At 66.6% G+C, this 25,519-nt stretch carries 13 protein-coding genes; 7 read left to right on the plus strand and 6 right to left on the minus strand.

Going from position 1 to position 25,519, the window contains the following annotated elements; all coding sequences use genetic code 11:
- Positions 1–2: 2 nt before the first annotated feature.
- Both B9C43_RS36465 and B9C43_RS36470 read right to left on the minus strand, forming a co-directional pair.
- Entirely contained in the window at positions 3–500 is a 498-nt protein-coding gene (locus B9C43_RS36465; protein WP_200825857.1) for a hypothetical protein, read from the minus strand.
- Between the two features lie 2 nt (positions 501–502).
- A complete protein-coding gene (locus tag B9C43_RS36470; protein ID WP_084431333.1) occupies positions 503–1,789 on the minus strand; it encodes an aromatic ring-hydroxylating dioxygenase subunit alpha in 1,287 nt (428 codons plus the stop codon).
- Between the two features lie 233 nt (positions 1,790–2,022).
- Here B9C43_RS36470 and B9C43_RS36475 point away from each other — a divergent pair, with 233 nt between their 5' ends.
- A complete protein-coding gene (locus tag B9C43_RS36475) occupies positions 2,023–2,451 on the plus strand; it encodes a YybH family protein (RefSeq protein WP_084431335.1) in 429 nt (142 codons plus the stop codon).
- On the opposite strand, the gene B9C43_RS36480 is transcribed toward B9C43_RS36475, so the two are convergent.
- The gene (locus B9C43_RS36480) at positions 2,437–2,733 is read right to left on the minus strand and encodes a YciI family protein (protein WP_084431337.1); all 297 of its coding nucleotides are present in this window, start codon (positions 2,731–2,733) and stop codon (positions 2,437–2,439) included. The genes B9C43_RS36475 and B9C43_RS36480 overlap by 15 nt on opposite strands.
- A gap of 58 nt (positions 2,734–2,791) precedes the next feature.
- Here B9C43_RS36480 and B9C43_RS36485 point away from each other — a divergent pair, with 58 nt between their 5' ends.
- On the plus strand, positions 2,792–3,475 hold the full coding sequence (locus tag B9C43_RS36485; protein ID WP_160096925.1) for a Crp/Fnr family transcriptional regulator: 684 nt from the start codon (positions 2,792–2,794) through the stop codon (positions 3,473–3,475).
- Here B9C43_RS36485 and B9C43_RS60470 read toward each other — a convergent pair.
- Positions 3,422–4,120: an RsbRD N-terminal domain-containing protein gene (locus B9C43_RS60470; protein ID WP_235039064.1), complete on the minus strand. Its 699-nt coding sequence runs from the start codon at positions 4,118–4,120 to the stop codon at positions 3,422–3,424. The two genes, B9C43_RS36485 and B9C43_RS60470, sit on opposite strands and share 54 nt — an antisense overlap.
- A gap of 127 nt (positions 4,121–4,247) precedes the next feature.
- On the opposite strand from B9C43_RS60470, the gene B9C43_RS36495 reads away from it, so the two are divergent.
- Positions 4,248–5,906 carry an alpha-keto acid decarboxylase family protein gene (locus B9C43_RS36495; RefSeq protein ID WP_084431865.1) on the plus strand — a complete coding sequence of 553 codons (1,659 nt, stop codon included), beginning with the start codon at positions 4,248–4,250 and terminating at the stop codon, positions 5,904–5,906.
- 8 nt (positions 5,907–5,914) lie between these two features.
- Here B9C43_RS36495 and B9C43_RS36500 read toward each other — a convergent pair whose 3' ends face one another.
- The gene (locus B9C43_RS36500; protein ID WP_084431343.1) at positions 5,915–6,781 is read right to left on the minus strand and encodes an LLM class F420-dependent oxidoreductase; all 867 of its coding nucleotides are present in this window, start codon (positions 6,779–6,781) and stop codon (positions 5,915–5,917) included.
- Between the two features lie 179 nt (positions 6,782–6,960).
- Here B9C43_RS36500 and B9C43_RS36505 point away from each other — a divergent pair, with 179 nt between their 5' ends.
- Positions 6,961–7,458: a hypothetical protein gene (locus B9C43_RS36505; protein ID WP_084431345.1), complete on the plus strand. Its 498-nt coding sequence runs from the start codon at positions 6,961–6,963 to the stop codon at positions 7,456–7,458.
- Between the two features lie 87 nt (positions 7,459–7,545).
- Here B9C43_RS36505 and B9C43_RS36510 read toward each other — a convergent pair whose 3' ends face one another.
- On the minus strand, positions 7,546–8,346 hold the full coding sequence (locus tag B9C43_RS36510) for a CPBP family intramembrane glutamic endopeptidase (RefSeq protein ID WP_084431347.1): 801 nt from the start codon (positions 8,344–8,346) through the stop codon (positions 7,546–7,548).
- 134 nt (positions 8,347–8,480) lie between these two features.
- Between B9C43_RS36510 and B9C43_RS36515 the strand changes: the two genes are divergently transcribed.
- The 3 genes from B9C43_RS36515 (at position 8,481) to B9C43_RS58895 (ending at position 25,494) form a co-directional block, all read left to right on the plus strand.
- Positions 8,481–9,770 carry a sensor histidine kinase gene (locus B9C43_RS36515; RefSeq protein WP_200825858.1) on the plus strand — a complete coding sequence of 430 codons (1,290 nt, stop codon included), beginning with the start codon at positions 8,481–8,483 and terminating at the stop codon, positions 9,768–9,770.
- The gene (locus tag B9C43_RS36520) at positions 9,770–10,420 is read left to right on the plus strand and encodes a response regulator (protein WP_084431868.1); all 651 of its coding nucleotides are present in this window, start codon (positions 9,770–9,772) and stop codon (positions 10,418–10,420) included. The genes B9C43_RS36515 and B9C43_RS36520 overlap by 1 nt, the downstream gene beginning before the upstream one ends.
- 188 nt (positions 10,421–10,608) lie before the next feature.
- A complete protein-coding gene (locus tag B9C43_RS58895; RefSeq protein WP_084431874.1) occupies positions 10,609–25,494 on the plus strand; it encodes a type I polyketide synthase in 14,886 nt (4,961 codons plus the stop codon).
- The last annotated feature ends 25 nt before the right edge of the window (positions 25,495–25,519 follow it).

The following is a 25,519-nucleotide window of genomic DNA, read 5'->3' on the forward strand; positions in this document are numbered from 1 at the left end:
TCTCAGGCCCGCAACGCCGTGAGCACTTCGGACACGTCGTGCTCGTCGTAGGTCACCATGATCACTCTTGCGTGTGGGCGCAACGCCGACACGGCCGCCCCGGCGTCGTGGCCGCTGGCCAGCACAAGCCCGGCGGTCATGATCCCGCGCAGGGTGCAGGCGTCGCCGATCGCGGACGCCGCTGCGGCGCCGTCGTTCTCGGTCGCCACCATGACCGCCACGTCAGCGCCAGTGAGCACTTCGGACAGCCGCGACCGCGAGCCGTCCGGGGCGACCAGGACAAGGTCAGCGACATGCCCGTTGCCCGCCGGGGACTTGCACGTGAAGAACCGTGCGTCGGCCCACGGCTCCTGGGCGACGCGCTGGACCACGACTTCGGCGGCGTGGTCCAGCGCGACGACTCGGGTGGCGCGTGCCGGGGCGATCGGAGCGTCGATCCGGAACCGGGCCTCGGCTGTGGTCGAGGCACGCGCGCAACTGTTGAGCAGAATGGGTTTCATCGTCACACCGAGTGTTGCGGGACGCCGGGCTTGACAGTGACCGCGTCGCGGCTCGCTTCGAGGAACGACTCCTCCCGCGGCAGCAGAACGGCCGCGGACCGGACCCGGTGGTGCGCCGGATCGACGCCTGGCGGGGTGATGCCCTCGTCCCGTAAGGCGAGTGCGGCTTTCCGGAGTTTCTGACGTGCCTTGATGATGCCGCTGTCGGCGGCCACGAGTCGCTCCTTGCTGCGGTCGACGATCGGGCCAAGGCTCTCCTGCAATGACGCGTCCTGGATCGCGATCCCCCGTACACCCGAATAGTGCTCGCCGCGCCGCTGCGCGTCGCGGTCCATCTGGTAGTCGTTGTCCTTGTTCTGCACCGGGCGGTACGTGCCAGGGATGTTCTCGCTGTGCACCCCGAAACCGTCCATCATGGCCTGGCGCTCCGCGGGCGTCAGCGCGCGGACCGGGTGGTAGTCGAACGTGTAGACCCAGCAGTTCTCGTCGTCGATCGGTACCCAGAAGTGGCCGTGCACAGGGTGGTCACCGCGCGGCGGGACAAGCGTGAACGCCGGCATGACCCAAGGCGTGATGCGCCAGTAGTAGTTGCCGTCCTCGGCCGTGCGGCGCGCGCCGACGAACAGCCCGCCATCGGCCTCGGCGACTTCGAAGAACGGCTTGAGGTCGTTCATGTTGTACTTGTTGCCCTTGGCGCCCTTGAACAACGGGTCGCTCTTGAGTGCGCCGGAGTGCAGCCACGACACGTGGCTGGAGTCGATGCCGCCCTCCAGTGCCTGCAGCCAGTTGCTTTCCTGCCAGCGTTTCGAGGTGTAGGTCTGCTCCGGCGGGACGTGGATGAACTCGAACTCGGGCGGCGGTGGCTGCTTGGCCGGGTCGCCCATGTAGGTCCAGAGGATGTCACCGATCTTGACCAGCGGGTACGACGTCAGCTTGACGTTGGTGCAGAAGTTGCTGTTGTCCGGTTCGGACGGCACCTCGAGGCACTGGCCGGTGACGTCGTACTTCCAGCCGTGGTAGGCGCAGCGCAGCCCGCCTTCCTCGTTGCGGCCGAACCAGAGCGACGCGCCGCGGTGGGCGCAGAATTCGTCAACCAGGCCGTAGCGGCCGTTGCTGTCGCGAAAGCCGATCAGCCGCTCGGAGAGGATCTTGAGGCGCACCGGCGGGCAGTCGTCCTCCGGCAGTTCCTCGGCGAGGAACGCGGGGATCCAGTACTGACGGAAGAGGTCTCCCATCGGCGTGCCGGGCCCTGTCCGCGTCAACAGCTCATTGACCTCTCGTCTGAGCATGCTCGTTCCTCCCGACGCCTGAAGTGCTAACCGTCATACCATTAGACAATATCAGTCAACGGGCACGCGCACGAGAGCCTGTCTGGACCGGCCACGGTGGCTGGGTCGAGCCGGAGGTGCTCGGGCTCGACCGGTCACCTCACAATCCAGGCGGCTGCGCTGTCGGATTACTGCGACCACAGGAACCGCCGCCAGGCCAGCTGGCGGCGGTAGGTTTCCCGATGGAGGATCCGATGGCTTCGAACGAGTCCGGGCTCAGGACGTTCTTGGACAGCCGCGTCGATGCTTGCCAGACAAAGGACATCGACCGGCTCATGTCACACTATTCCGCCGACGTCGTCTATTACGATGTCGTCCCGCCGCTGCGGTTCGAAGGAACCGAGGAAGTCCGCCGCAACTTCGTGCGATGGTTTGACGAATACGACGGACCCATCGGCCTTGAAACGCATGAGCTGTCTGTCGTGGCCAACGGGGATGTCGCGTACGCGCACATGATCCACCTGGACAGCGGAACCCGCAAGAACGGAATCGACAGTGCGATATGGGTACGGTCGACCGTGTGTTGCAGGCGGTCAGGCGACAAGTGGTTGATCACGCACGAACACATCTCACTCCCGATTGACCCGGCCAACCTCCAGGCGTGGTTTTCACCGGGCCTGTGAGCCGGTAATCGGGTGGGACGGCGTGACGCCAATTATCGGGTTCCATTGCCGCAATGCGGTGACCGTCACCCCGGCAGTGGTGTAGTACGGGTCGGCAGCCATGATGGCTTCCACGCCCGCGCGGTCGGTGTCGAAGACCAGCAGTGCTCCGGAGTCGTCGTCCCACGGTCCGGCCATCGCCAGCATCCCATCGGCGTGCAGCGCAGCCAGCTGGCGTCGATGAGCCGGACGGGCGGCCAGCCGGCGCGGGTCCTCGTCGAAGGCCAATTCGAGTACGAACATGCCCGCGACCGTATGGCCACCGAAGGATCGAGCGCTGTATCAGGTGATACTGCCAATCATGACCGATCTGGACGCGTTGGCGGTTGTGCCCTTGTTCGCGTCGCTGGACCAGGAGCGATTGCGTGCGCTGGCGACACGGTCGACGACGCGTGTCCTGGACGCGGACTGTGTGGTGGCCGTGCGGGGCCAACCAGCGACTCGCCTGATCGTGGTGGAGAGCGGGACGCTGGCCGCCACCCACGACACTGCTGGTGGGCGGCGGCTGCGTCTGGGGGAGTTTCCGGGCCCGTGCACGGTCGACAAGGCGGCGGTGCTCGACGGCGGTGGTCACACCGCGACCTGGACGGCGGTGACGAGGGTGCACCTGCGGTTCGTGCCCGCTGGTGAGTTGCTGGCGGTCATCGACGACGTTCCGGCCGCGCGCCGTCATGTCTTGGCCTACCTTGCTCGCAACCTGCGCGATCAGCAGGACGAGCTGGTGCGTGCCGCATTCGCCGATGTCGTGACGCGGGTGGCCGTGTGGCTGGTGCGTACCGCGAAACGTTCCGGGACCACGGTTGTGTTGCCTGGCGCGCAGCATGGGTTGGCCGAGGCGATCGGCGCCACCCGAGTATCGGTCAACCGCGCGCTGAAGACACTGGCCGGGGAGGGGCTGGTATCAGTGGAGCCAGGTGCTGTGGTGATCCGCTCACCCGAACGGCTCGCCCGCCGCGCCAGCCGTGGCCAGCCTGACTGGTCCTGACCTATGTGGATCGACTGTCCTGCGCGAACAGGTTGAGTCCGACCATACTGGCGGAAAGCCCGTCCCAGGTGTGCACGTCCCATCCGGTGAGTTCGTGCCAGCGGGCCAAGCGGTACCGCACGGTGTTCGCGTGGATGTGCAGTGCGCGACTACGACGGTCCCTCGGTTGGCGCATCGCATCGTCCCTCGCCCGCCGCGGAAGTTGCCGCGCAGCGTGTTCAGGTCTTCGTCAGTCCATCCCACGGCGGACGAGCAGACGGCCTGGAATGTGCCCGCGGGGTCGAAGTTCAGCGCGTGGGCCAAATGCGTCAGGTCGCTGCCGGGTGAGGTGCCGGTGATGAGCCCGTCAAGAAATCGGTACGTGAGGTCCAGCTGAGCAGCATCCTGCGCGCGGACCGCCTCGCCGTACGCCAGATCGCGTGCTTGCGCTATTTCGTCCTGAGTGGGCGGTCTGCGCATGGCGAGTCCGGTGAGCAGGCCACGATATTCCTGTGTCACACCGCGTTCGTGCTCGGTGCGGTCAACCACGTGATATCCGGCGATTTCCTGCCTGATCCGGTCGGCGATCGCCGAGACAAGGCGTGGCAGGTCCGCGGCCACCGTCTGGCACAACTCGGCGACAGCTCGCCAATCGTCACGCGCCATCCTGCTCGCCTTTCTCCGGGCTGACAAGCCAAGGCTAGTCACGGTTTGTGGATTTCACAGCGCGGCTGGCTCGATGTTGTCGGTTCTCCGCATGACCGCGGCAGCTGTTCGCGCGGACGCTGGAATCATGAACTCATCAGCTGTGACCGTCGTGGAATACCTGCTGCGGCGCCTGGCCTCGCTTGGCGTCCGCCACTTGTTCGGCGTCCCAGGCGATTACAACCTCGCGATGTTGGACACCGTGCTGGCGCATCCGGACATCGAGTGGGTCGGCACGGCCAACGAACTGGGTGCCGCGTACGCCGCCGATGGCTACGCCAGGACGGTGGGATTTGGGGCATTGCTGACTACTTTCGGGGTGGGGGAGCTGAGCGCGATCAATGGCGTCGCCGGGAGCTATGCCGAGTACGTGCCGCTGGTCCACGTCACCGTTGGCCCTGCTGAAGCCGCGGAGCACAGAGGAGCCGTCGTGCACCACACCGCGGGTGACGGCGACTATGACCGATTTGCCCGTGCGCACGAACAAGTCACGTGCGCACAGGCCGTACTCCGCCGGGACAACGCCGCGGCCGAGATCGATCGGGTACTGGCAGCGGCGGTCCGGGAGAAGCGGCCCTGCTATCTCCGGCTGCCGTCTGATGTCGCATCCGCGCTTGTCGGGCCGCCCACCGGGTCGCTGCCCGATTCGTCCGATGTGGACGAGGTCAGTCTGGCCGCGTTCACCGATGTCGCCCGTGATCGGCTGGCGACCGCGACCACCGTGACCGTGCTGGCGGACTTCCTGGTCGACCGGTTCCAGGCACGCGATGAGCTGGCCGAGTTGCTCGCCGCAGGCGGTTTCCCCTACGCCACCTTGTCGATGGGCAAGACCGTCGTGGGCGAGGGCAACCCGCAGTTCCTCGGTGTCTACTCCGGCGCGTTCAGCGACCCGCGCACCCGGGTCGCCGTGGATGAGGCGGACCTGCTCATCCGTGCTGGCGTGCTGCTCGCGGACACCACCAGCGGTGGCTTCAGCCAGGGGTTCGACGTCCAGTCAGGTATCGACCTCGGCCCGCAGACGGCCACAGTGGACGGCAAACGGTTCGACCGGATTCCGCTCGCAGCCGCACTGGCCGCTTTGACCGAATTGGTTCACGGACGGGAGGCTGTTTCCCTTGCCGTGAGTCCCATGGAGGTGCCTCGCGGCGACGGGCCACTGACTCAAGATCAGCTGTGGGACATTGTGGCGGCCAGTGCAGTGCGGCCGACTACCACTGTGCTCGCGGAGCAAGGCACCTCCTTCTTCGGCGTGTGCACGCGGCGCTTTCCCGACGGGGCACGGTTCATCGGGCAGCCGTTGTGGGGCTCCATCGGCTACACGCTGCCCGCGCTACTCGGCGCGCAACTGGCCGACACCTCGCGACGTTGCCTGCTTCTCATCGGCGACGGCTCAGCGCAGCAGACCATCCAGGAGCTTGGCACCATCGCCCGGCACAAGCTCACTCCGGTCATCGTGCTCGTCAACAACAACGGGTACACAGTGGAGCGTGCGATCCATGGGGAACGCGCTTGCTATAACGACATTGCCACATGGGACTGGCCAGCCGTGCCGGCGGCACTTGGCGCGAAGGACGCACTGACCTTGCAGGCCCGCACGGCGAACGAACTCAGAGAGGCGCTCGCCGAAGCCGAACGTGTCACCGACCGTCTGGTCTTCATCGAGGCCCACACCGGTATGGACGACGTTCCCGAACTGCTCGGCCGAATCGCCGAAGGCGTCCAGGTCCGCAACAGCGGAGGAAAGTAGTCATCATCTCAGAGGAGTTCGTCGGCGAGTGCCTTGTAGACGGCGAACACGCGGTCGTCGTACACCTGGACCGTGATGTCCTTCGGCAGACCGGGGATCGTGGTGCGGTCGTTGGTCATCACCTGGATGGCGACATGATCGGCCCCGGCATCAAGGTGCTCAGTGAGTTTGCCGGCGACGGTGTTCACGTCGCCGTGTGCAACGAGCGCGTCGTAGAGCCGGTCGCTGCCGCGGCCGGTCACGTCCTCGTCGGTGAAGCCGACCCTGCGCAGGCTGTTCCGGTAGTGCCGCAGGTTGAGCATCGCCTCGATGTAGTCCCGATTGGTCTGCCGTGCGCGCACAGGGTCAGTGTCCAACACCACCTTGTGCTCGGGCGCGAGGATCCGGCGGGAACCGAGCGCGGCGCGGGCCCGCCGCGTGTACTCCGGCGTGACGCTGTACGGGATCGAGCCAACCGCCCGTTCCGCGGCCAGTGCGAGCATCTTCGGACCAAGCGCGGCAATTGCCCGGCCGTCAACCGGAACTCCTCCGGCGTCGAGCTCGTCGAGGTACTGAGTGATCGACGCCATCGGGGACTGGAACTCCTGGTTCTGTTCGGGATGCCCGGCCCCGATGCCGAGCAGGAACCGTCCAGGGAAACGCTCGGCCAGCCGGTGATACGAGGCCGCGGCGACCGTGGCGCCGCCGTGCCAGATGTTGAGGACGCTGGTGCCGATGACAAGCGACTCCGTCGCCTCGAGTAGCTCGTCGACACCGGCGAGTTCCGACGTCGCCCCGCTGACCCACAGGTTGCTGAACCCAAGACCCTCGACCTCGGCCGCCATCGCCGGAGTCGTCACCCGCAACGGCTGCCAGACACCGAACCTGCCCATCATGGTGGACTACCTCTCGCTGTGGCAAAGCTTGCGCCACCGATGGTGCCGACGAAAATTGGACCAGCAAGTCCACTTTTCGTGTTGTCCGTTTCCCGCTGCCGCGGTCGACGGGAAACCCCTCCCCGGCGCACACGCGGCCGCCACATGCTGGGCAGGACTGCGGACGACTGGAGGAGATCATGATCAGGAAAGTCATCGCCACGCTGGGGGTGGTGAGCGCGGCATTGCTGGGCGGGGTGGTGCCCGCTTCGGCACAGACACAGGCTGCTCCGCACTGCCAGTGGGGCAACACATACGGAACCATTGTCAAACCGCCCGTAGAATCGGTGTTCGCGGTGGTCGGAGGCGCCCGGGTCGGCTCCGTTGAGCTGTGCCGTGACAGCTCGTACAACTACTGGGGGTTCGCGATCTACGACACTCCGATGACAGCCAGCCAGTACGCGCAGGTCCTTCTGCAGATCTATCGGGACGGCGACTGGATCAAGGACGTCTCGTGCGACACCGATCTCGGCAACGGCAACAAGGGGAACGGTTACATAGCGCCAAACCAGACTCGGTGCTGGACGCCGAAGGTCGGCGGTGTCAGCGGCCACTACACCTTCCGTGCACGAACGGACAAGTACAGCAGCCACACCGGTGCGTTGCTGGCCTCGGGCCGGACCGTCGTCACCCGCTGACCCCCGCGGGGCAACCACGGCCGAGCGTGCTGTGGTTGCCCCGATCAGCGACTCACTGTCTACTTGGAACCCTTGGCACTCAGTGGTTCACGGCCGCAACCTGCCGGTGGTCAACACCCAGGCGGCGAGCACAGCCAGCGGGATGGTCGTGAGCGCCGTGACAGTCAGGACGCTCACGTCCGCCAGTAGGAACCCGACCAGCAGCGCAAGCACCATGTTGTTCCCGGCATGGGCCAGGCTCGCGGTCCACACGCTGCCGCTGCGCACGCGCAGCCAGCTCAGCAGAATCTCCTGGCACACGAACGACACCGTCCACATGGCGAGGCCTACCACGACGTTCTCGAACTCGATGTAGCCGACGAACGCGAGCGGGTAGTGCCACACGGCCCAGATCAGGCCGGTCGTCAGGGTCGCCGCAACCGGGCGGCCGGGGTACACGCGCTGCCTCAGATAGCTTGTCCAGCCGAACTCCTCGCCCCAGTAGATCGGCGTGAGCAGGGGGACGACGAGCAGCAGCACCGCGACCAGCGCCCATCCCGGCAGGCCGGCTATCTGGCCGTCCAATGTGGCCAGACGTGCGCCGGACAGCACAGCCACGGCAGCGGTGGCCGCGACGAGAGCGACCGGACCCAGCCATGCTGCAAGGTACTGCGGCCACGCCGCGCGTAGCCGCAACCGCAGTCCGGCGTCCGCGAATCCTTCGCCGGTCACCCACCGGCGCACGACGAAGGCGGCAATCGCGGGCGCGAAGGCGAACGGTAACTGCACCAACGGGTTCACCAACGAGAAGCCGAGCGCCCACGCGCCGATCATGCCCAGCCAGGCGAGGCCGAACGCGAGGCCGAGGAACACCGCCAGCCCGCTCATGCGGGTCTTCACCACGATCATGCCGCCAACAAGATCATCGCCAACGTGGTGTGGTCAGTGACAGCAAGGGGCCACTTGGAGGTAGTGGTAGGCATACCTCCCGACTATGGCGAGAGGGCGGGACGCGGCCGGTCGGCTCGGCTACCGTGGCCAAGGTGATCAGGGGGAAACAAAGAACACTGCGCGAAGCGCTGACCACAAGCCGGTTTCTGTTCAGTGCCTGGCCGTGGCGCGCCTACGGCCACATGCTCGGCACGCCGGTCGTCGCGTCCTTGGCGTTGGTGCCGCTGGCAGTACCGGCAGCCCCGTGGTTGCTTGCGGCGGCCGGTCTTCAGCGTCCGACGCCGATGTCATGGACGTGGGTGTTGGTGCTCACGCTCGTGGGCGCGCTGCTGCTCGCCGCGGCGCTGCCGTGGTTGGCCGCGCCGGTGGCTCGGCTGGAACGACGTCGCCTCCGGCTGGTCGACGGCCGTCCACTCGGTGACCAGCCACGCGGGCCGATCCAGTACACCGACCCCGCGACTTGGCGCGCTGTCGCGTACCTGGTCCTGCTCGTCACGGTGGGTGCGCTGCTGTCCGCGGCGACTTCTGGACTGCTGCTATTCCTTGTCCTGCTGGTCGTGTCGCCGTTCCTAGTGGACGGAACCTCGCTGGTATCGCTCGGGTTCGCGACCGTCGCAACCCCGGAAGCGGCAACTCCGTACGCGGTGGCCGCCGGTGTCGCCCTGCTGTTGTCGCCGTATCCGGTGGCTCTGCTGGCGTCGGCGCACGGCGCGGTGGCCCGTGCCCTGCTCCGCGATGACAGCGGGCCGCTGCGCTCCGAGTTGGTTGAGGTCGCGCGATCACGGGCCCGGTTGGTGGACCTGTTCGAGGCCGAACGTCGCCGCGTCGAGCGAGACCTGCACGACGGCGCGCAACAGCGGCTGGTCGGTCTCACCCTCCGACTTGGACTGGCCAAAGTGGACCTCGAGCCCGATTCACCCGCCTACGCGGAGGTGACGACCGCACACAACGAAGCCAAGGAGCTGATGACCGTGCTGCGCGAGCTGGTTCGCGGCATTCACCCCAGAGTGCTCACGGACCGCGGTCTGCCTGCGGCACTGGGGGAACTGGCCGACCGCGCGCCCATTCCGGTGAGCGTGCACGCCGATGTTCCCGGCCGCCTGCCCGCGGCAGTCGAGGCGATCGGATATTTCGTCGTGGCGGAGGCATTGACCAACGTGGCCAAGCACAGCGGCGCGGACACCGCCAGTGTCTCCGCTTCCCGGCACGCCGGGATGCTCGTGTTGGAAGTCGGCGACAACGGTGTCGGCGGCGCCGACCCGGTGCGCGGCACCGGGTTGACTGGGCTGGCCGACCGTGCGGCCGTGGTGGGCGGGCGGATGTTGCTGTCCAGTCCGCCGGGTGGTCCGACCGTGGTACGCGTGGAGTTGCCGTGTCAGTGATTCGTGTCGTGCTCGCGGAGGACGGTGTGTTGCTGCGAGCCGGGCTGGCCGGGCTGTTGGAGCGGTTCGGGTTCGAAGTGATCGCGCAAGTCGGCGACGCGGACGCGTTGACGGCGGCAGTCGCACAAACCCGACCGGATCTGGTGATCACGGACATCCGTATGCCGCCAGGGTTCACCGACGAAGGACTGCGGGCCGCCGTGGCGCTGCGCCGGGCCGACCCGAGGCTGGCGGTTGTCGCGTTGAGCCAATACGTGGAGCGCAGCTACGCGGCCGAGTTGCTGGACTCCGGCGACGGCGTCCGGGTCGGTTACCTGCTCAAGGACCGGGTTGTCGACGTGGAGGACTTCGTCGCGACGCTGCGCCAGGTGGTGGCGGGCGGCACGGTGGTCGACCCGCAGGTGGTCCGCCAGTTACTGGTCCGTCGGCGTGATCCGCTGGCCCGGCTGTCGGCACGCGAACACGAGGTGCTGGCCCTGGTCGCCGAAGGCCACTCGAACGCCGCGATCGCGGCCAAGCTGGTGGTCACCGAGGCGGCTGTCGGCAAGCACGTCGGCAACATCCTGGCCAAGCTCGACCTGCCACCGACCGAGGACACCAACAGGCGGGTGCTTGCCGTCCTGGCCTACCTGCGAGCCACAGCCTTTTGACGCCCAAGAACCGCGACACGACCCATTAGCTGCATTCGGATCCGACGTCAAGGCCTCGAACCCCCAGCTTGTCCGCGCAGGCAAGGGGGGTGTAGGGGGTTATAACCCCTGCGTTCCAGCAGGCATTCTGCTGGTCTCTTGGGGTGCGGTTTTGCCGTGCCCAACGAGGTAAATCGTGGGGGATGGGGATGCTGCGTACCGAACTGGTGCGGCCGTTACATGAAGTTGTTCGCGCACAGGCTTTGCGGTTCGGGCAGAAGATCGCTTTCCAGGATGACCGGCGTTCGGTCAGCTTCGCCGAATTGGAGCTTCGAACTCGTCGTCTCGCTGGACACTTGGCCGATCTGCGGGCCTATCCGGGCGACCGCGTGGCGATGTTGTTGGGCAACCGCGTCGAAATGGTCGAAAGTTACTACGCCGTCGCGCGCTCTGGAGCGATCGGCGTCCCGCTGAACCCGCGCTCGTCCGATGCGGAATTGGCGTACCTGCTGGATGACAGTGGTGCGAGCGTGATCATCACGGATTCGTTCCATGTCGATCGGGTCCAGCGCATGTCGCGGCCGATGACGGTTCTGGTCGTCGGTGACGCTCAGTATGGGAATTTGTCGTACGAACAACTCGCGACATCTGACCCGGTCTCGCCCGCTTACGACAATCTGGGGTTGGACGAGATCGCATGGATGCTGTACACGTCCGGCACAACGGGACAACCCAAGGGTGTTCTGTCCACTTCGCGTAACTGTTTGTGGTCAGTCGCCGCGTGTTATGCACCGGTGCTCGGGTTGTCCGAAGAGGACCGAGTGCTGTGGCCGCTTCCGTTGTTCCACAGTCTTTCGCATATCGCTTGTGTACTTTCCGTGATGGCGGTCGGTGCGACCGCACGAATCGTCGACGGCCTTTCCGCATCGGACGTCGTAGACATATGGAGCGATTCGCCTTTTACCGTCATCGCAGGTGTCCCGACCACGTATCACCATCTGCTCAGAGAGGCGGATGCCCGGGGGTTCACCGCGCCGGGTCTTCGCGTCGGCCTGGTCGGTGGGGCCATTACGACCGCGGCCCTGCGCCGGTCGGTTGAGCAGGCGTTCGGCGCGCCGTTGATCGACGCCTACGGCAGCACCGAGACGTGCGGGTCGATCACCATCAACTGGCCGTCAGGCGCCCGGGTTGAAGGCTCGTGTGGCGTGCCGGTCGTCGGCCTTGGCGTGCGGCTGGTCGATCCGCAGACCGGCCTTGACGTCGCGGACGGTACCGAAGGCGAAGTGTGGGTCCGCGGCCCGAACGTGATGGCCGGCTATCACAACCAGCCGGAGGCCACTGCCGAGGCGCTGCAGGGCGGCTGGTACCACACCGGCGATCTCGCCCGCCGCGACGAGGCCGGATACTTCACGGTCACCGGGCGGATCAAGGAACTCATCATCCGCGCAGGTGAGAACATTCATCCGGGCGAGGTGGAGAGCGTCCTGCGGACCGTGCCGGGCGTCGCCGACGTCGCAGTCGTCGGCAAGCCGCACGAGGTCCTCGGCGAGGTGCCGGTCGCTTTCGTCGTACCGGCCGCGGGTGGGTTCGACCCGGGTGAGGCGTTCGCGGCATGCCGAGATCGGTTGTCGTACTTCAAGATTCCCGAGCGGCTGTACGAGATCCGGGAAGTCCCGCGGACCGCGTCGGGCAAGATCATGCGCAGGCACCTGCTTGACGTGCCAACGCGGCTGTTGGCGGTGGGCAACTCGACCTTCGAGTCGCTGCTGCGGATGGATTGGGTTCCTCAGCCGACACGGCCCGATTCGGAACCGGGCAGTTGGCTGGCGCTTGGCGAACTGTCGCCCGAGACGCCCGCACCGGCCGCATTGGCGGACAGCCTGCCTGAGGTCGCGGTCCTGCAGATCCCGCACTCAGGCTCGGATCCGCGCGAGATCGCCGACCGGGTCACCGAATGCGTCCGGTGGGTGGAGACGTGGCTCGTAGACGACCGTCTCGCGGATTGTCTGCTGGTTGTGGCCACTCGTGGCGCGGTGGTGACAGACCTGGACGACAGCGCGGGCGATCCGGCACAAGCACCCTTGTGGGGATGGCTACGCGCGACGCAGGCTTCGTATCCGGGTCGGTTCGTCATCGCCGATCTCGATGACGAGCCCGCGACACAAGCGGTTCAGACGGCTGTCCGGTCGCGCGAACCCCAGTTCGCGGTGCGGTCCGGCGTCGTTTTGTTGCCACGGCTCACCCAGGTCGCTGTGGACACCGAGCGTGAGAACACCGCGTCGTTGGACAGCATTGACACGGTGATGATCACGGGCGCCGAGACCGAGCGCGCCGCGTCTGTGGCCCAGCACCTGGCAGGCACATACGGCGTCACCCGGCTCGTCTTGGTCACCGAACCCGGCAGCGGCGGGCTGGCAGGCGACTTGAGCGGCCACCTCGCGGACGCCGGAGCACAAGCGCCGGTTGTCGAGTGCGACCTCACCGACCCGCACGCACTGCGTGAGGTGTTCGCACGATTCAAGGTCAGTGCCGTCGTGCACGGCGTCGTGCCTGATTCGCTGGCCGCTGCGGTCACGAGTCTGCGTAACCTGGCCGAACTCGTGCCGGATCCGTCGGCTTTTGTGCTGTTCTCCGACGCCGTCGCAGTCACCGGGCGTGGCGACGTCGATAAGGCCGCATCTGCGGCGTTCACCGACGCGTTCGCTCATGACCTGCGCTCACAAGGCATTCCCACGCTGGCGCTGAGCTGGGAGTCAGACGACAACGCGACACTCAGCCGGCAGGAGGAACTGGACGCGTTCGACGCGGCTTTGACCTTGGGCCAGCCACATCTCGTCGCGATGGAGCTCGATCCGGCCGAGCTGCGCGGCTCGGTGCCACCGCCGATGCGAGATCTCGTCGAAGTCCCGACCGGCGTGACCGGCCACGATCGTGCCAGGCATCTGGTGGACTTGGTCCGCGAACAGGTCGCCGATCTCCTCGCGGTCTCCGATCCGCGATCGATCGCGGCCGACCGCGCGTTCACGGATCTGGGGTTCACCTCGTTGCACGCCGTGCAGTTGCGCGACCGCCTCGCGGTGGCGACCGGCCTGCGACTGTCGTCCACGTCGGCCTTCGACTACCCGTCGCCGCAAGCTCTTGGGCGGATGCTCGAGCGCAGGCTTTCCGGGAATACCGAGGACATCACCGAGCAGCCAGCAGCCCATGCGGTCGCGGCGGACGAACCGATGGCGATCATCGGGATGGCGTGCCGGTTCCCAGGTGGAGTCGCTGCCCCGGAGGACTTGTGGCGTCTCGTCGCCGAGGAGACCGACGCCATCACCAGGTTCCCGGATGACCGTGGCTGGGACCTGGAGAGGCTGTTCCACCCGGATCCGGATCACCCGGGCACCAGCTACGCAACCGAAGGCGGCTTCCTGCCGGACGCCGGGGATTTCGACGCCGGGTTCTTCGGGATCTCGCCGCGTGAGGCGTTGGCGATGGATCCGCAGCAGCGGTTGATGCTCCAGATCTCCTGGGAAGCGCTGGAACGCGCGGGCATCGACCCGAACACCTTGCGAGGCAGGAACATCGGTGTTTTCACCGGCGCGATGCACCAGGACTATGCGGACAGGTTGGCTGATCTGCCTGACGGTGTGGACAGCTACCTGATGACCGGTGGTGCGGGCAGTGTGCTGTCCGGCAGGGTGTCGTACTTCCTTGGCCTTGAAGGGCCTGCGGTCACTGTGGACACTGCGTGTTCGTCGTCGCTTGTGGCCCTGCATCTGGCGGCGCAGTCGCTGCGGTCCGGCGAGTCTTCGCTCGTGCTGACTGGTGGCGTAACGGTCATGACCCGTCCCGACTCGTTCGTGGACTTCTCGCGCCAACGAGGCCTCGCGCGTGACGGGCGGTGCAAGTCGTTCTCAGCAGCGGCTGATGGCACGGGTTGGTCCGAGGGCGCAGGTGTCCTTGTGCTGGAACGGTTGTCGGACGCGATCCGCAACAAGCGCAGGATCTGGGGAGTCATCCGGGGTTCGGCGGTGAATCAGGATGGTGCGTCGAATGGGTTGACTGCGCCGAGTGGTTTGTCGCAGCAGCGGGTGATTCGTCAGGCGTTGGCGAATGCTGGTGTTTCGCCGTCTGATGTGGATGTTGTGGAGGCGCACGGTACGGGTACGACGCTGGGTGATCCGATTGAGGCGCAGGCGTTGCTGGCTGCGTACGGGCAGAATCGGGATCGTCCGCTGGCGTTGGGTTCGGTGAAGTCGAATATTGGTCATACGCAGGCTGCTGCTGGTGTGGCTGGTGTGATCAAGATGGTGATGGCGATGCGGCATGGTGTGTTGCCGCGGACGTTGCATGTGGATGAGCCGTCGCCGGAGGTGGATTGGTCGTCGGGCGCCGTCGAGTTGTTGTCCGAGGCCAGGGAGTGGCCTTCGCTGGATCGTCCGCGTCGGGCAGGCATTTCCGGGTTCGGCGTCAGCGGCACCAACGCCCACGTCATCGTCGAGCAAGCGCCCGCGCAGGCGTCGGAGCACGAGGCACCCGGGGTGACCGGTGGGCTCGTGCCACTGGTGCTGTCCGCGCATGACCGAACGGCTTTGGCGCGGCAGGCCGACCGGTTGGCGGACTTCCTGCGGCAGCGCCCTGACGTTGACATCCCTGAGGTGGGACGGGCACTGGTCACCACACGAGCGACGCTGCCCCAGCGGGCCGTGGTGCTGGCATCCGATCGAGCCGAAGCCTTGACGGGCCTGGCGGATTGCGCACAGGACGGCTTCGCGCTCGACGAGGTCGTCGAGGGCCGCCTCGCCATCCTGTTTGCTGGTCAGGGTAGTCAGCGGGTGGGGATGGCTCGTGGGTTGTATGAGCGGTTCCCGGTGTTCCGTAAGGCCTTTGATGAGGTTTGTGGGTTGTTGGATGCGCAGTTGGCTGGTTTTGTGGGTCAGCGGGTTGCGGGTGTTGTGTTCGGGTCTGATGTGGTGGATCAGACGGTGTTTGCTCAGGCTGGGTTGTTCGCGGTGGAGTTGTCGTTGTTCCGGCTTGTGGAGTCGTGGGGTGTTGTTGCGGATTTTGTGGGTGGTCATTCGATTGGTGAGGTGACGGCGGCGTGTGTGGCGGGTGTGTTGTCGGTTGAGGATGCGGCGGTGTTGGTGGCGGCCCGTGGTCGATTGATGCAGGATCTGCCTTCGGGTGGCGTGATGGTGTCGGTTGCCGCGCCGGAGTCGGCGGTGTCGTCGTACCGGGTGGATGTCGCGGCGGTGAACGGCCCATCGTCGGTGGTGATCTCGGGCCCGGAACGAGATGTGCTTGACGCGGCAGGGAAGTTGTCGGCGGAGGGTGTCAAGACGCGTCGGTTGAACGTGTCGCACGCCTTCCATTCGAGCCTGATGGAACCGATGCTGGACAAATTCCGCGCGGTGGTAGAGAAGCTCGAGTTCCGGACGCCGAAGATCACCATTGTGTCCACTGTGTCTGGTGCGGTCGCTGATCCGGAACTGATGGCGTCACCGGAGTATTGGGTGGGCCAAGTTCGCAGGACGGTTCGTTTTGGCGATGCGGTTACGTCATTGCGTGCTGCGGACGTGACGACATTCCTGGAGCTTGGCCCTGACGGTGTGCTGTCGGGGATGACGGATGACGCTGTGTTCGTTCCGGCCTTGCGGCGCCAGGGTGATGATGTTCGATCGCTGATGACGGCGGTTGCGCGGTTGCATGCGCGGGGTGTGGACGTGGACTGGCTCGCGATCCTCGGCAAGAGCGCAGGACTGCCGGTGGAGTTGCCGACCTACGCCTTCCAGCGGCAGCGGTACTGGCTGGAGTCACCACGGGGTGCTGCTCCTGACCGACCTGCGGACGCGTTGTTCCGGATGGAATGGTCGGAATTCTCCCCACCAGAGGCAGCAGAGGCGGTCGAGCTTCTGTCTACTACGGAGGATATCGCTGGGGGAGCAGGTGCGGCGCTGGTCGACCTGACCGGCGACACCGCCGACGATGTCCGTGCCTTGACCACCAAGGCCTTGGCGTTTGTGCAGGCGTGGTTGACACACGCTGCGGCCGACCGGCGGCTGGTGGTGGCGACGCGGGAGATCAGCGATCCGGTGGCAGCCGCGGTTTGGGGACTGCTGCGGTCAGCGCAGTCCGAGCATCCGGATCGGTTCGTGGTGATCGCGACCGACGATCGTCAAGCAGCGGCACGACTTGTGCCGAGCGTGCTGGCATCCGGTGAGCCGCAGGCTGCGGTTCGTTCCGGTGTCGTATCGGTGCCTCGCCTCGCTCGGGTCGAAGCTGGACCGCACCAAGGACGCGTGCTGGACCAGGCGGGCACGGTGGTCGTCACTGGCAGCCCGCAGGGCCTTGGCGGACTGGTCGCCCGGCATCTGGCTGAACACCACCGGGTGCGCAACCTTGTGCTGGCAAGCCGCCGTGGACCTGATGCACCAGGCGCGCCGGAGCTGATCACACATCTGTCGGAGCTGGGAACGACAGCCAGGGTCGTGGCTTGCGATGTAGCGGACCGGGACGAAGTCACGGCGCTTCTGAACACAGTGGACACTCCGTTGACCGGTGTGGTGCATACGGCGGGCGTCCTCGACGACGGCGTGATCACCGCGTTGACACCCGAGCGGTTGGACACCGTCTTCAAGGCGAAGGTCGACGCGGCACAGGTGTTGGACGAGTTGACCCGCGACCACGACTTGGCGGCATTTGTGCTGTTCTCGTCGGCGGCAGGCACGTTCGGCAACCCAGGGCAGGGAAACTACGCAGCGGCGAACGCCTTCATGGACGCGCTAGCGGTGCGAAGGAACGCCATGGGCCTGCCAGCGACGTCGATCGCGTGGGGACCGTGGGCCACCGGCATGACCGAACACCTCACTTCCAACGACCTGGAACGCGTCAAGCGCTCGGGTTTGTCCCTGATCTCCCCGGACTTCGGGATGGCGTTGTTCGACGAAGCCCTGCGCAGCGCCGAGCCCGCCGTGGTCGCGGCCAAGCTCGACCCGGCCGCGCACGTGGAACTTCCATTGCTGCGTGGGTTGTTGCCGCAAGGCCAACCCGTCGCGAACTCCGGGAGCGACACATCCCTGGCCCAGCGTGTCGCCGCGATGCCCGTGCACGAACAGGATCAGACGCTCCTTGATTTGGTGACCGCTCATGCCGCGCAGACGCTAGGACACTCCTCACCGGACAGTATTGGGGCATCGCGCCCGTTCCGGGACAACGGGTTCGACTCGCTCACATCGGTCGAACTGCGCAACCGCCTCAGCGCCGCGACCGGTCTGTCGTTGTCCGCCACGCTGCTCTACGACCAGCCCACACCCGCCGCACTCGCCCGATACCTGCGGGATGAATTACTGGGCGCACAACCGGTTCAGCCGGTCCCGGCTGCGGCAAGTGTCGACGAGCCCATCGCGATCGTCGCGATGAGCTGCCGCTTTCCTGGTGGCGTCGGCAGTCCTGAAGATCTATGGACGCTTGTCGCGGGCGGAGTGGACGCGGTCGGCGACTTCCCCGGCGATCGCGGCTGGGACCTGGACGCCCTCTACGATCCCGACCCCGACCACCCGGGCACGTCGTACGCCCGGCGTGGTGCGTTTCTCGACGATGTCGCCGGGTTCGACGCGGAGTTCTTCGACATCTCGCCACGTGAGGCGTTGGCGATGGACCCTCAGCAACGACTGTTGCTCGAGGTGTCGTGGGAGGCCTTCGAGCGAGCGGGTATCGACCCGACCAGCCTGCGAGGCAAGGACATCGGCGTCTTCGCGGGCGTCAACACCCAGGACTACGCGCTGCGCCTGCACCAGATGCCCGACCTGGTCGAGGGACATCGCATCACGGGCGCGTCCAACGCGGTGATATCCGGGCGGATCTCGTACACGCTCGGCTTGGAGGGGCCGGCGATAACGGTGGACACGGCGTGCTCGTCGTCGCTGGTCACGCTTCACCTGGCAGCGCAGTCACTGCGGTCTGGCGAGTGCTCGATGGCATTGGCCGGTGGCGTGACCGTGATGACCGGCCCGGACGCGTTCGTGGACTTCTCGCGTCAGCGCGGGCTCTCTCCTGACGGGCGGTGCAAGTCGTTCGCGGCGGCCGCGGACGGCACGGGTTGGGCTGAGGGCGTGGGTGTTCTTGTGCTGGAGCGGCTTTCCGATGCCGTCCGGAACGGGCATCAGGTGCTTGCGCTTGTTCGTGGTTCGGCGGTGAATCAGGATGGTGCGTCGAATGGGTTGACTGCGCCGAGTGGTTTGTCGCAGCAGCGGGTGATTCGTCAGGCGTTGGCGAATGCTGGTGTTTCGCCGTCTGATGTGGATGTTGTGGAGGCGCACGGTACGGGTACGACGCTGGGTGATCCGATTGAGGCGCAGGCGTTGCTGGCTGCGTACGGGCAGAATCGGGATCGTCCGCTGGCGTTGGGTTCGGTGAAGTCGAATATTGGTCATACGCAGGCTGCTGCTGGTGTGGCTGGTGTGATCAAGATGGTGATGGCGATGCGGCATGGTGTGTTGCCGCGGACGTTGCATGTGGATGAGCCGTCGCCGGAGGTGGATTGGTCGTCGGGCGCCGTCGAGTTGTTGACCGAGGCCAAGGATTGGCCTTCGCTGGATCGTCCGCGTCGAGCCGGTGTGTCCGGGTTCGGTGTCAGCGGCACCAACGCGCATGTGATTCTCGAAGAAGTACCGGCTGCGCCAACGATGAACTCCACCGAAAGTGTCCCTGCCTTGGCGTGGCTGATATCCGCGAAGAACGCGGACGCGATACGTGGTCAAGCAGCGAGACTGGCTGCCTTCGCCCACCGCGAGCAAGGTGACGACCTGGGCATCGCGCGTTCGCTGGTGACGACCCGTGCGATGTTCGAACACAAAGCCGTGATTGTGGGTGCGGATCGCAGCGAACTTCTGGCGGGGCTGGACGCACTCGCCCAAGCCACCGTGCTGCCGGAAACTGTCGCCCACGGCGTCTCGACCAAGGCACGCCTCACGTTCCTGTTCTCGGGCCAGGGCAGCCAGCGCATCGGAATGGGCCGGGATCTCTATAGTCACTACGCACAGTTCCGCGAGGCATTCGACAACGCATGCACCGCACTCGACCGTCATCTGCCGGGCGAGATCCCCTTGCGCGATGTCGTGTTCACAGCCGACGCCGCGCTCCTCGACCGCACTGTCTACGCACAAGCCGCGTTGTTCGCTGTGGAAACCGCGCTCTTCCATTTGTTCGGTTCATGGGGCGTCCGGCCGGATGTGGTGGCCGGGCACTCCATCGGGGAGTTGACCGCGGCGCACGTTGCCGGAGTGCTGTCGTTGGACGACGCCTCCGCTTTGGTCGCGGCGCGCGGCGCGCTGATGCAAGCGGTGTCCGCCGACGGAGCAATGATCGCGATCGCGGCGGCCGAAGCAGACGTCGCTCCCTACGTCGACGCCGAGCAGGACAAGGTGTCCATTGCCGCCGTCAACGGGCCATCCTCCGTTGTGGTGTCCGGTGACACGGAGGTTGTCGCCGCCATCGCTGAAGAATTCGCCTCACGTGGGCACAAGACGCGGCGCCTGCAGGTGAGCCACGCGTTCCATTCACCGCATATGGACCGTGTTCTTGAAGAGTTCCGCGCGGTGGCGACAAGGTTGACTTTCCGACCACCGGAGATCCCGGTCGTCTCGAACGTCACCGGCGAGTTCGCCACGGCCGAGCAGTTGTGCTCCCCCGGCTACTGGGTGGATCACGTCCGCCGGACAGTTCGGTTCGCCGACGGGATCACGACACTCGACGGTGACGTCACCGTGTTCCTGGAACTGGGACCGGGTGGCGCGCTCACCGCACTCACACAGCAGATGACAGACACCTTGGCGGTCGCGTCCTTGCACCGGGAGCGGAACGAAGCCGTCGCGGTCGTCACGGCGCTCGCGCAGCTGTCGGTGCACGGGGTTCCGGTGGACTGGACGAGCGTGTTCGGAGGTTCGCCTGCTGGCCGGACCGACCTGCCGACGTACGCCTTCCAGCACAGTCGCTTCTGGGTGGACGCGGACCTGAGCATGTCGCCTCGTGTGCTCGAACCTCGCGCCGCCGAACCGTTGCCGCTCGCCGGCAAGTCCACGGCTGATCAGCACCAGGTGATCCTGGAGTTGATCCAGGAGCATGTCGCCGCGGTCCTCGGGCACACCGACCGGATCGACACCGGCCGGACGTTCCAGAGCCTCGGGTTCGACTCGCTGGCCGGTGTCCGCCTGCAGCGCAGGCTGCGGGACGCCCTCGGTGCGGACCTGCCCGCGACGATCGTCTTCGACTACCCGACACCGGACGAGCTCGCCGGATTCCTGCTGGCCGAACTGAATGGCGAAGGCACTACCAGCACCGCGCCCGCCGCGCGGGTGCACGCTCCGGACGAGCCGATCGCGATCGTGGGGATGGCGTGTCGTCTGCCGGGTGGTGTGTCGTCGCCGGAGGACTTGTGGCAGCTGGTTGTGTCCGGTGTGGACGCTGTTTCCGGGTTCCCGACGAATCGTGGCTGGGACCTGGAGAACATCTACCACCCGGATCCGGACCACGCCGGAACGACCTACACCCGCGAGGGCGGCTTCGTCCATGACGTGGGGGATTTCGATGCCGCGTTCTTCGGGATCTCGCCGCGTGAGGCGTTGGCGATGGATCCGCAGCAGCGGTTGATGCTGGAGATCTCGTGGGAGGCGCTGGAACGGGCGGGCATCGACCCGGCATCGCTGCGTGGCCGCAACGTGGGCGTCTTCTCCGGAATGGCCAACCACGAGTACACATTGCGTACTCGGGCTGTCTCGGCCGACGGCGTCGAAGGTTACCTGATGACTGGTGGGGCGGGCAGTGTGCTGTCCGGCCGGGTGTCGTACTTCCTCGGTGTGGAAGGGCCGTCGGTCACAGTGGACACGGCCTGTTCGTCGTCTTTGGTGACGTTGCACCTGGCGGCGCAGTCACTGCGGTCGGGAGAGTCGTCGCTGGCGCTTGCCGGAGGCGCCACAGTGATGGCCGGTTCCGACGCGTTCATCGAGTTCTCCCGTCAGCGGGGCCTCGCGCCGGATGGCCGGTGCAAGGCGTTCGCCGCAGCCGCTGATGGCACGGGCTGGGGCGAAGGGGCCGGAGTTCTGTTGCTGGAACGGCTTTCCGACGCCGTCCGGAACGGGCACCAGGTGCTTGCGCTTGTTCGTGGTTCGGCGGTGAATCAAGACGGTGCGTCGAACGGGTTGACTGCGCCGAACGGTCCGTCGCAGCAGCGGGTGATTCGTTCCGCGCTGGTGAACGCCGGTGTTTCGGCGTCCGATGTGGACCTGGTGGAGGCACATGGCACCGGCACCGCTCTGGGCGACCCGATTGAGGCGCAGGCGTTGCTGGCGACATACGGGCAGGACCGCGATCAGCCGTTGTGGCTTGGCTCGGTGAAGTCGAACATCGGTCATACGCAGGCTGCTGCTGGTGTCGCAGGCGTCATCAAGATGGTGATGGCGATGCGTAACGGCGTCATGCCCAAGACGCTGCACGTCGACGAGCCGACACAGCAGGTCGACTGGTCCGCAGGTGCGGTGGAGTTGTTGACCGAACCGCGGGAATGGGCCGTCACAGGTCGACCACGTCGGGCTGGTGTGTCCGGGTTCGGGATGAGCGGCACCAACGCCCACGTCATCCTGGAGCAAGCCGTCGACCAAGCAGCGCCCAGCACCGAACCAGGCTTGACTGACGACCACATCGCCGCCTTGGTTGTGTCCGCGCGTGGGGAAGCCGGGTTGGCAGGGCAGGCTGGGCGACTGCGGTCGTTCCTTGAACAGTCCGATATGGACATCGCAGACACCGCGCGATCCCTGGTCGCGGCCCGGAGTTCGTTGCCGGATCGGGCGGTTGTGGTCGCGGCGGACCGCCGCGAGGCGCTGGCAGGCCTGGACGCCTTGGCACGCAGGGAAGCGGCACCCGGTGTCGTGGTTCCCACGAGTGGCTTGGTCAAGGGACGTACCGTCTTCGTGTTTCCGGGACAAGGTGCGCAGTGGGCGGGAATGGGTGCCGATCTGCTGGCTTCCTGTCCGCTGTTCGCGTCCAAGATGGACGAATGCGCGAACGTGCTCGACGAGCTCACAGGCTGGTCGCTGCTTGATGTGGTCCGTCAGGCCGAGGGTGCGCCGTCGTTGGCCGCGGTGGACGTGGTGCAGGTGGTGACGTTCGCGGTGGCGGTGTCGTTGGCCGCGGTGTGGCAGGCGAGCGGTGTGTCGCCGGATGTCGTGGTCGGTCATTCGCAGGGCGAGGTGGCTGCCGCGTGTGTGGCCGGAGGCTTGTCGTTGCGGGACGCGGCAACCGTGGTGGTACTGCGCAGCCGGGCGATTGCCAAGGGACTGGCTGGCCGGGGCGGCATGGTGGCTGTCGCGGCGAGTGTCGACCGGGTTCGCGAACTGCTTGTGACCGGTGTCGAAGTGGCAGCGTTGAACGGCCCATCGTCGGTCGTGGTGTCCGGCGATCCGGCCGCGCTGCAGGAGTTCGTCCAGCGCTGCGCGGACGAGGGCGTGCGAGCGCGGCAGGTCCCCGTCGACTATGCCTCCCATTCCTCCGCTGTGGAGGCGATCGAGGACGAATTGCGTCAGGCGCTCGCCGATATCACGCCTCAGTCAGGGACCGTTCCGTTCTATTCGACTGTGGCCGGTGGCTTGTTGGACACGGCCGAGCTGACCGGGGACTACTGGTACCGCAACTTGCGTCAGACCGTGCAGTTCGAACAGGCCATCCGCGAGCTTGCCACCACTCACCGCGCGTTCGTGGAAGTCAGCTCACATCCCGTGCTCGTTCCGGCGATGGACGAGATCATCGGCGACCGCGTGAACAACCCGGCCGTCATCACGGGCACGCTGCGCCGTGACGAGAACGGGCTGCGTGAGCTGCTGACGGCACTGGCGACCCTGCATGTCCACGGAGTTCCCGTTGGCTGGCGGACCGTGCTGGGTACCGGTGCACCCGTCGACCTACCGACCTACGCGTTCCAACGTCAGCACTTCTGGTTGGAGGAATCGGAGAACGCGGCTGGCCCTGCGGCTATCGACGATGCTGACGCCCGATTCTGGGCTGCCGTCGAGAGCGAGGACTTCGCCTCGGTGGCCACCATGCTGGATGTCGATGCGGACTCCGTCAACAGCACCGTCGGCATGCTGGCGTCGTGGCGGCGCGGGCGCAGCGAAAAGACGAAGGTCAGCCGCCTCCGCTACAAGGCTGCGTGGACCCCGGTCCGACCGGCCGCCGCCGCTGCGGGGTCTTGGCTGGTGGTGGTGCCACCCGACGTGGCGGCGGATCACCCGATCGCCCGGATCGCGCAGGCGATGGACGCCCGGATCGTGGAGTTCAGCGAGGCCACGCAAGCCGGTTTCGCCGACGAGGTGGCGAAGATCCGGGCCGACGACCCCGCTGTCACGGGAATGCTGTCGTTGCTTGCCCTGGATGATCGGCCACGGCCGGAGTCGGCAGCGCTGACGCAGGGAACCGCCGCGTCACTGGCCCTGCTGCGCACTCTCGGCGACATCGCGGCCGGAATTCCCTTGTGGTGCGTGACGCGAGGCGCTGTGAGCATCGGGCCCGCCGACCGTCTGCGGTCACCGGAACAAGCGGCCATATGGGGCTTGGGCTTCGCGACTGCGCTGGAACACCCCGACCGATGGGGCGGGCTGGCCGATCTGCCGGAGGTACTAGACGACCGTACCGTGGCGGCGCTGCGGTCGGCTGTGTCCGGGCCGAGTGGCGAGGACCAGCTCGCGATCCGGTCGGCGGGTGTGTTCGCCCGGCGGCTGGCTGAAAGCGGCCTGCGGGCCGATCCGCCGCGCCGCAGTTGGCGTCCACAAGGGACGATACTGGTCACCGGCGGCACCGAGAGCCTGGGTAAGCACGCCGCGAGGTGGCTGGCGCAGTCGGGCGTCGCACGCCTGGTGCTGACCTCCGGATCAGACCACCACGACCCGGCATTCCTCGCTGAACTGGCCGAGCTCGGCACCACGGCGACAGTGACCACTGTGGACATGACACGGCGCGACGCCGTCGCCGAGTTGATCGCTGGCACACCCGAGTTGTCCGGTGTTGTGCACGCGGCCGATCTCGCGACGTCCCTGCCGGTCCGGTCCAGCGACGTCACCGATCTGACCGAGGTCCTGTCAGTCAAGTGCGACACCGCGATGCACCTCGACGAACTGCTCGGCGACGTGGACCTGTTCGTGGTCTTCTCCTCGGCGTCCGGAGTGTGGGGCGGTGGCGGGCAAGGTGTTGCCGGAGCGGCCAACGCCGTACTCGACGCTGTGATCGAGCGACGTCGTGGACGTGGCCTGCGGGCGTCCTCGGTGGCATGGGGTGCGGTCGCCGGGATCGGCGTCGCGGCCGATCCTGCCGCAGAGGAGCAGTTGCGCCGATGGGGTTTGGCGGCCATCTCGCCGGACTCGGCGATGGCAGCCCTGTCGGCCGCTGTCCAAGCCGACGACACCGTGGTCGCGGTGGCGGACATCGACTGGCCGAGCTTCGTTCCCGCGTTCACATCGGCCCGGCTCAGCCCGTTGCTCGGCGACCTGCCCGCGGTCCGGGAAGTCGTCGAGGCCGCGCTCGTCTCCGACAACGAGGCGGAATCAGGTTCCCAGCTCGCCCGCACCTTGGCGGAGGCGAGTGAGGCCGAGCAGATCCGCGTCCTGCTCAAGCTGGTCAGGGAACGCGCCGCGGCCGCACTGGGCCACACCGGCTTGGACGATGTCAAACCACGGCAGGCCTTCCAGGAGCTGGGCTTCGACTCACTGGCCGCGGTGACCTTGCGCAACACGCTGTCCTCGGCAGTCGGCAGCACACTGCCCGCCACCGTGATCTTCGACTATCCCACCCCGATCGCCCTGGCCGAGTACTTGCGGCTGGAACTGGTCGGCAAGCTGGCCGACCAGACGGACATCGACGACGAGAAGATCCGCGCAGCGCTGGCCGCCGTCCCGTTCGACCGTTTCCGGGAGGCAGGCATCTTCGACGCGCTGGTGTCACTGGCCCGCTCGCAGCCGGCCGAGACGGCGCCACAGCAGCAGGACGAGGCCGAGGAACTGGACCTGATCGACGCGATGGACGTGGCCGATCTGGTGCAACGAGCGTTGGGCAGTGGCCAGTCGTGAGGGACGAGGGAACAGCGCAGATGGC

It is taken from the genome of Kibdelosporangium aridum (assembly GCF_900176515.1).
GTDB classification, from domain to species: domain Bacteria; phylum Actinomycetota; class Actinomycetes; order Mycobacteriales; family Pseudonocardiaceae; genus Kibdelosporangium; species Kibdelosporangium aridum.

What these genes read in the sequence shown, in the direction of transcription:
- B9C43_RS60470 (WP_235039064.1), bottom strand. Translation starts at nt 4,120, where the DNA reads ATGGCGCGTGACGATTGGCGAGCTGTCGCCGAGTTGTGCCAGACGGTG.
- B9C43_RS36480 (WP_084431337.1), bottom strand. Translation starts at nt 2,733, where the DNA reads ATGTTCGTACTCGAATTGGCCTTCGACGAGGACCCGCGCCGGCTGGCC.
- B9C43_RS36475 (WP_084431335.1), top strand. Translation starts at nt 2,023, where the DNA reads ATGGCTTCGAACGAGTCCGGGCTCAGGACGTTCTTGGACAGCCGCGTC.
- B9C43_RS36485 (WP_160096925.1), top strand. Translation starts at nt 2,792, where the DNA reads ATGACCGATCTGGACGCGTTGGCGGTTGTGCCCTTGTTCGCGTCGCTG.
- B9C43_RS36505 (WP_084431345.1), top strand. Translation starts at nt 6,961, where the DNA reads ATGATCAGGAAAGTCATCGCCACGCTGGGGGTGGTGAGCGCGGCATTG.
- B9C43_RS36510 (WP_084431347.1), bottom strand. Translation starts at nt 8,346, where the DNA reads ATGATCGTGGTGAAGACCCGCATGAGCGGGCTGGCGGTGTTCCTCGGC.
- B9C43_RS36495 (WP_084431865.1), top strand. Translation starts at nt 4,248, where the DNA reads ATGAACTCATCAGCTGTGACCGTCGTGGAATACCTGCTGCGGCGCCTG.
- B9C43_RS36500 (WP_084431343.1), bottom strand. Translation starts at nt 6,781, where the DNA reads ATGATGGGCAGGTTCGGTGTCTGGCAGCCGTTGCGGGTGACGACTCCG.
- B9C43_RS36470 (WP_084431333.1), bottom strand. Translation starts at nt 1,789, where the DNA reads ATGCTCAGACGAGAGGTCAATGAGCTGTTGACGCGGACAGGGCCCGGC.
- B9C43_RS58895 (WP_084431874.1), top strand. Translation starts at nt 10,609, where the DNA reads ATGCTGCGTACCGAACTGGTGCGGCCGTTACATGAAGTTGTTCGCGCA.
- B9C43_RS36465 (WP_200825857.1), bottom strand. Translation starts at nt 500, where the DNA reads ATGAAACCCATTCTGCTCAACAGTTGCGCGCGTGCCTCGACCACAGCC.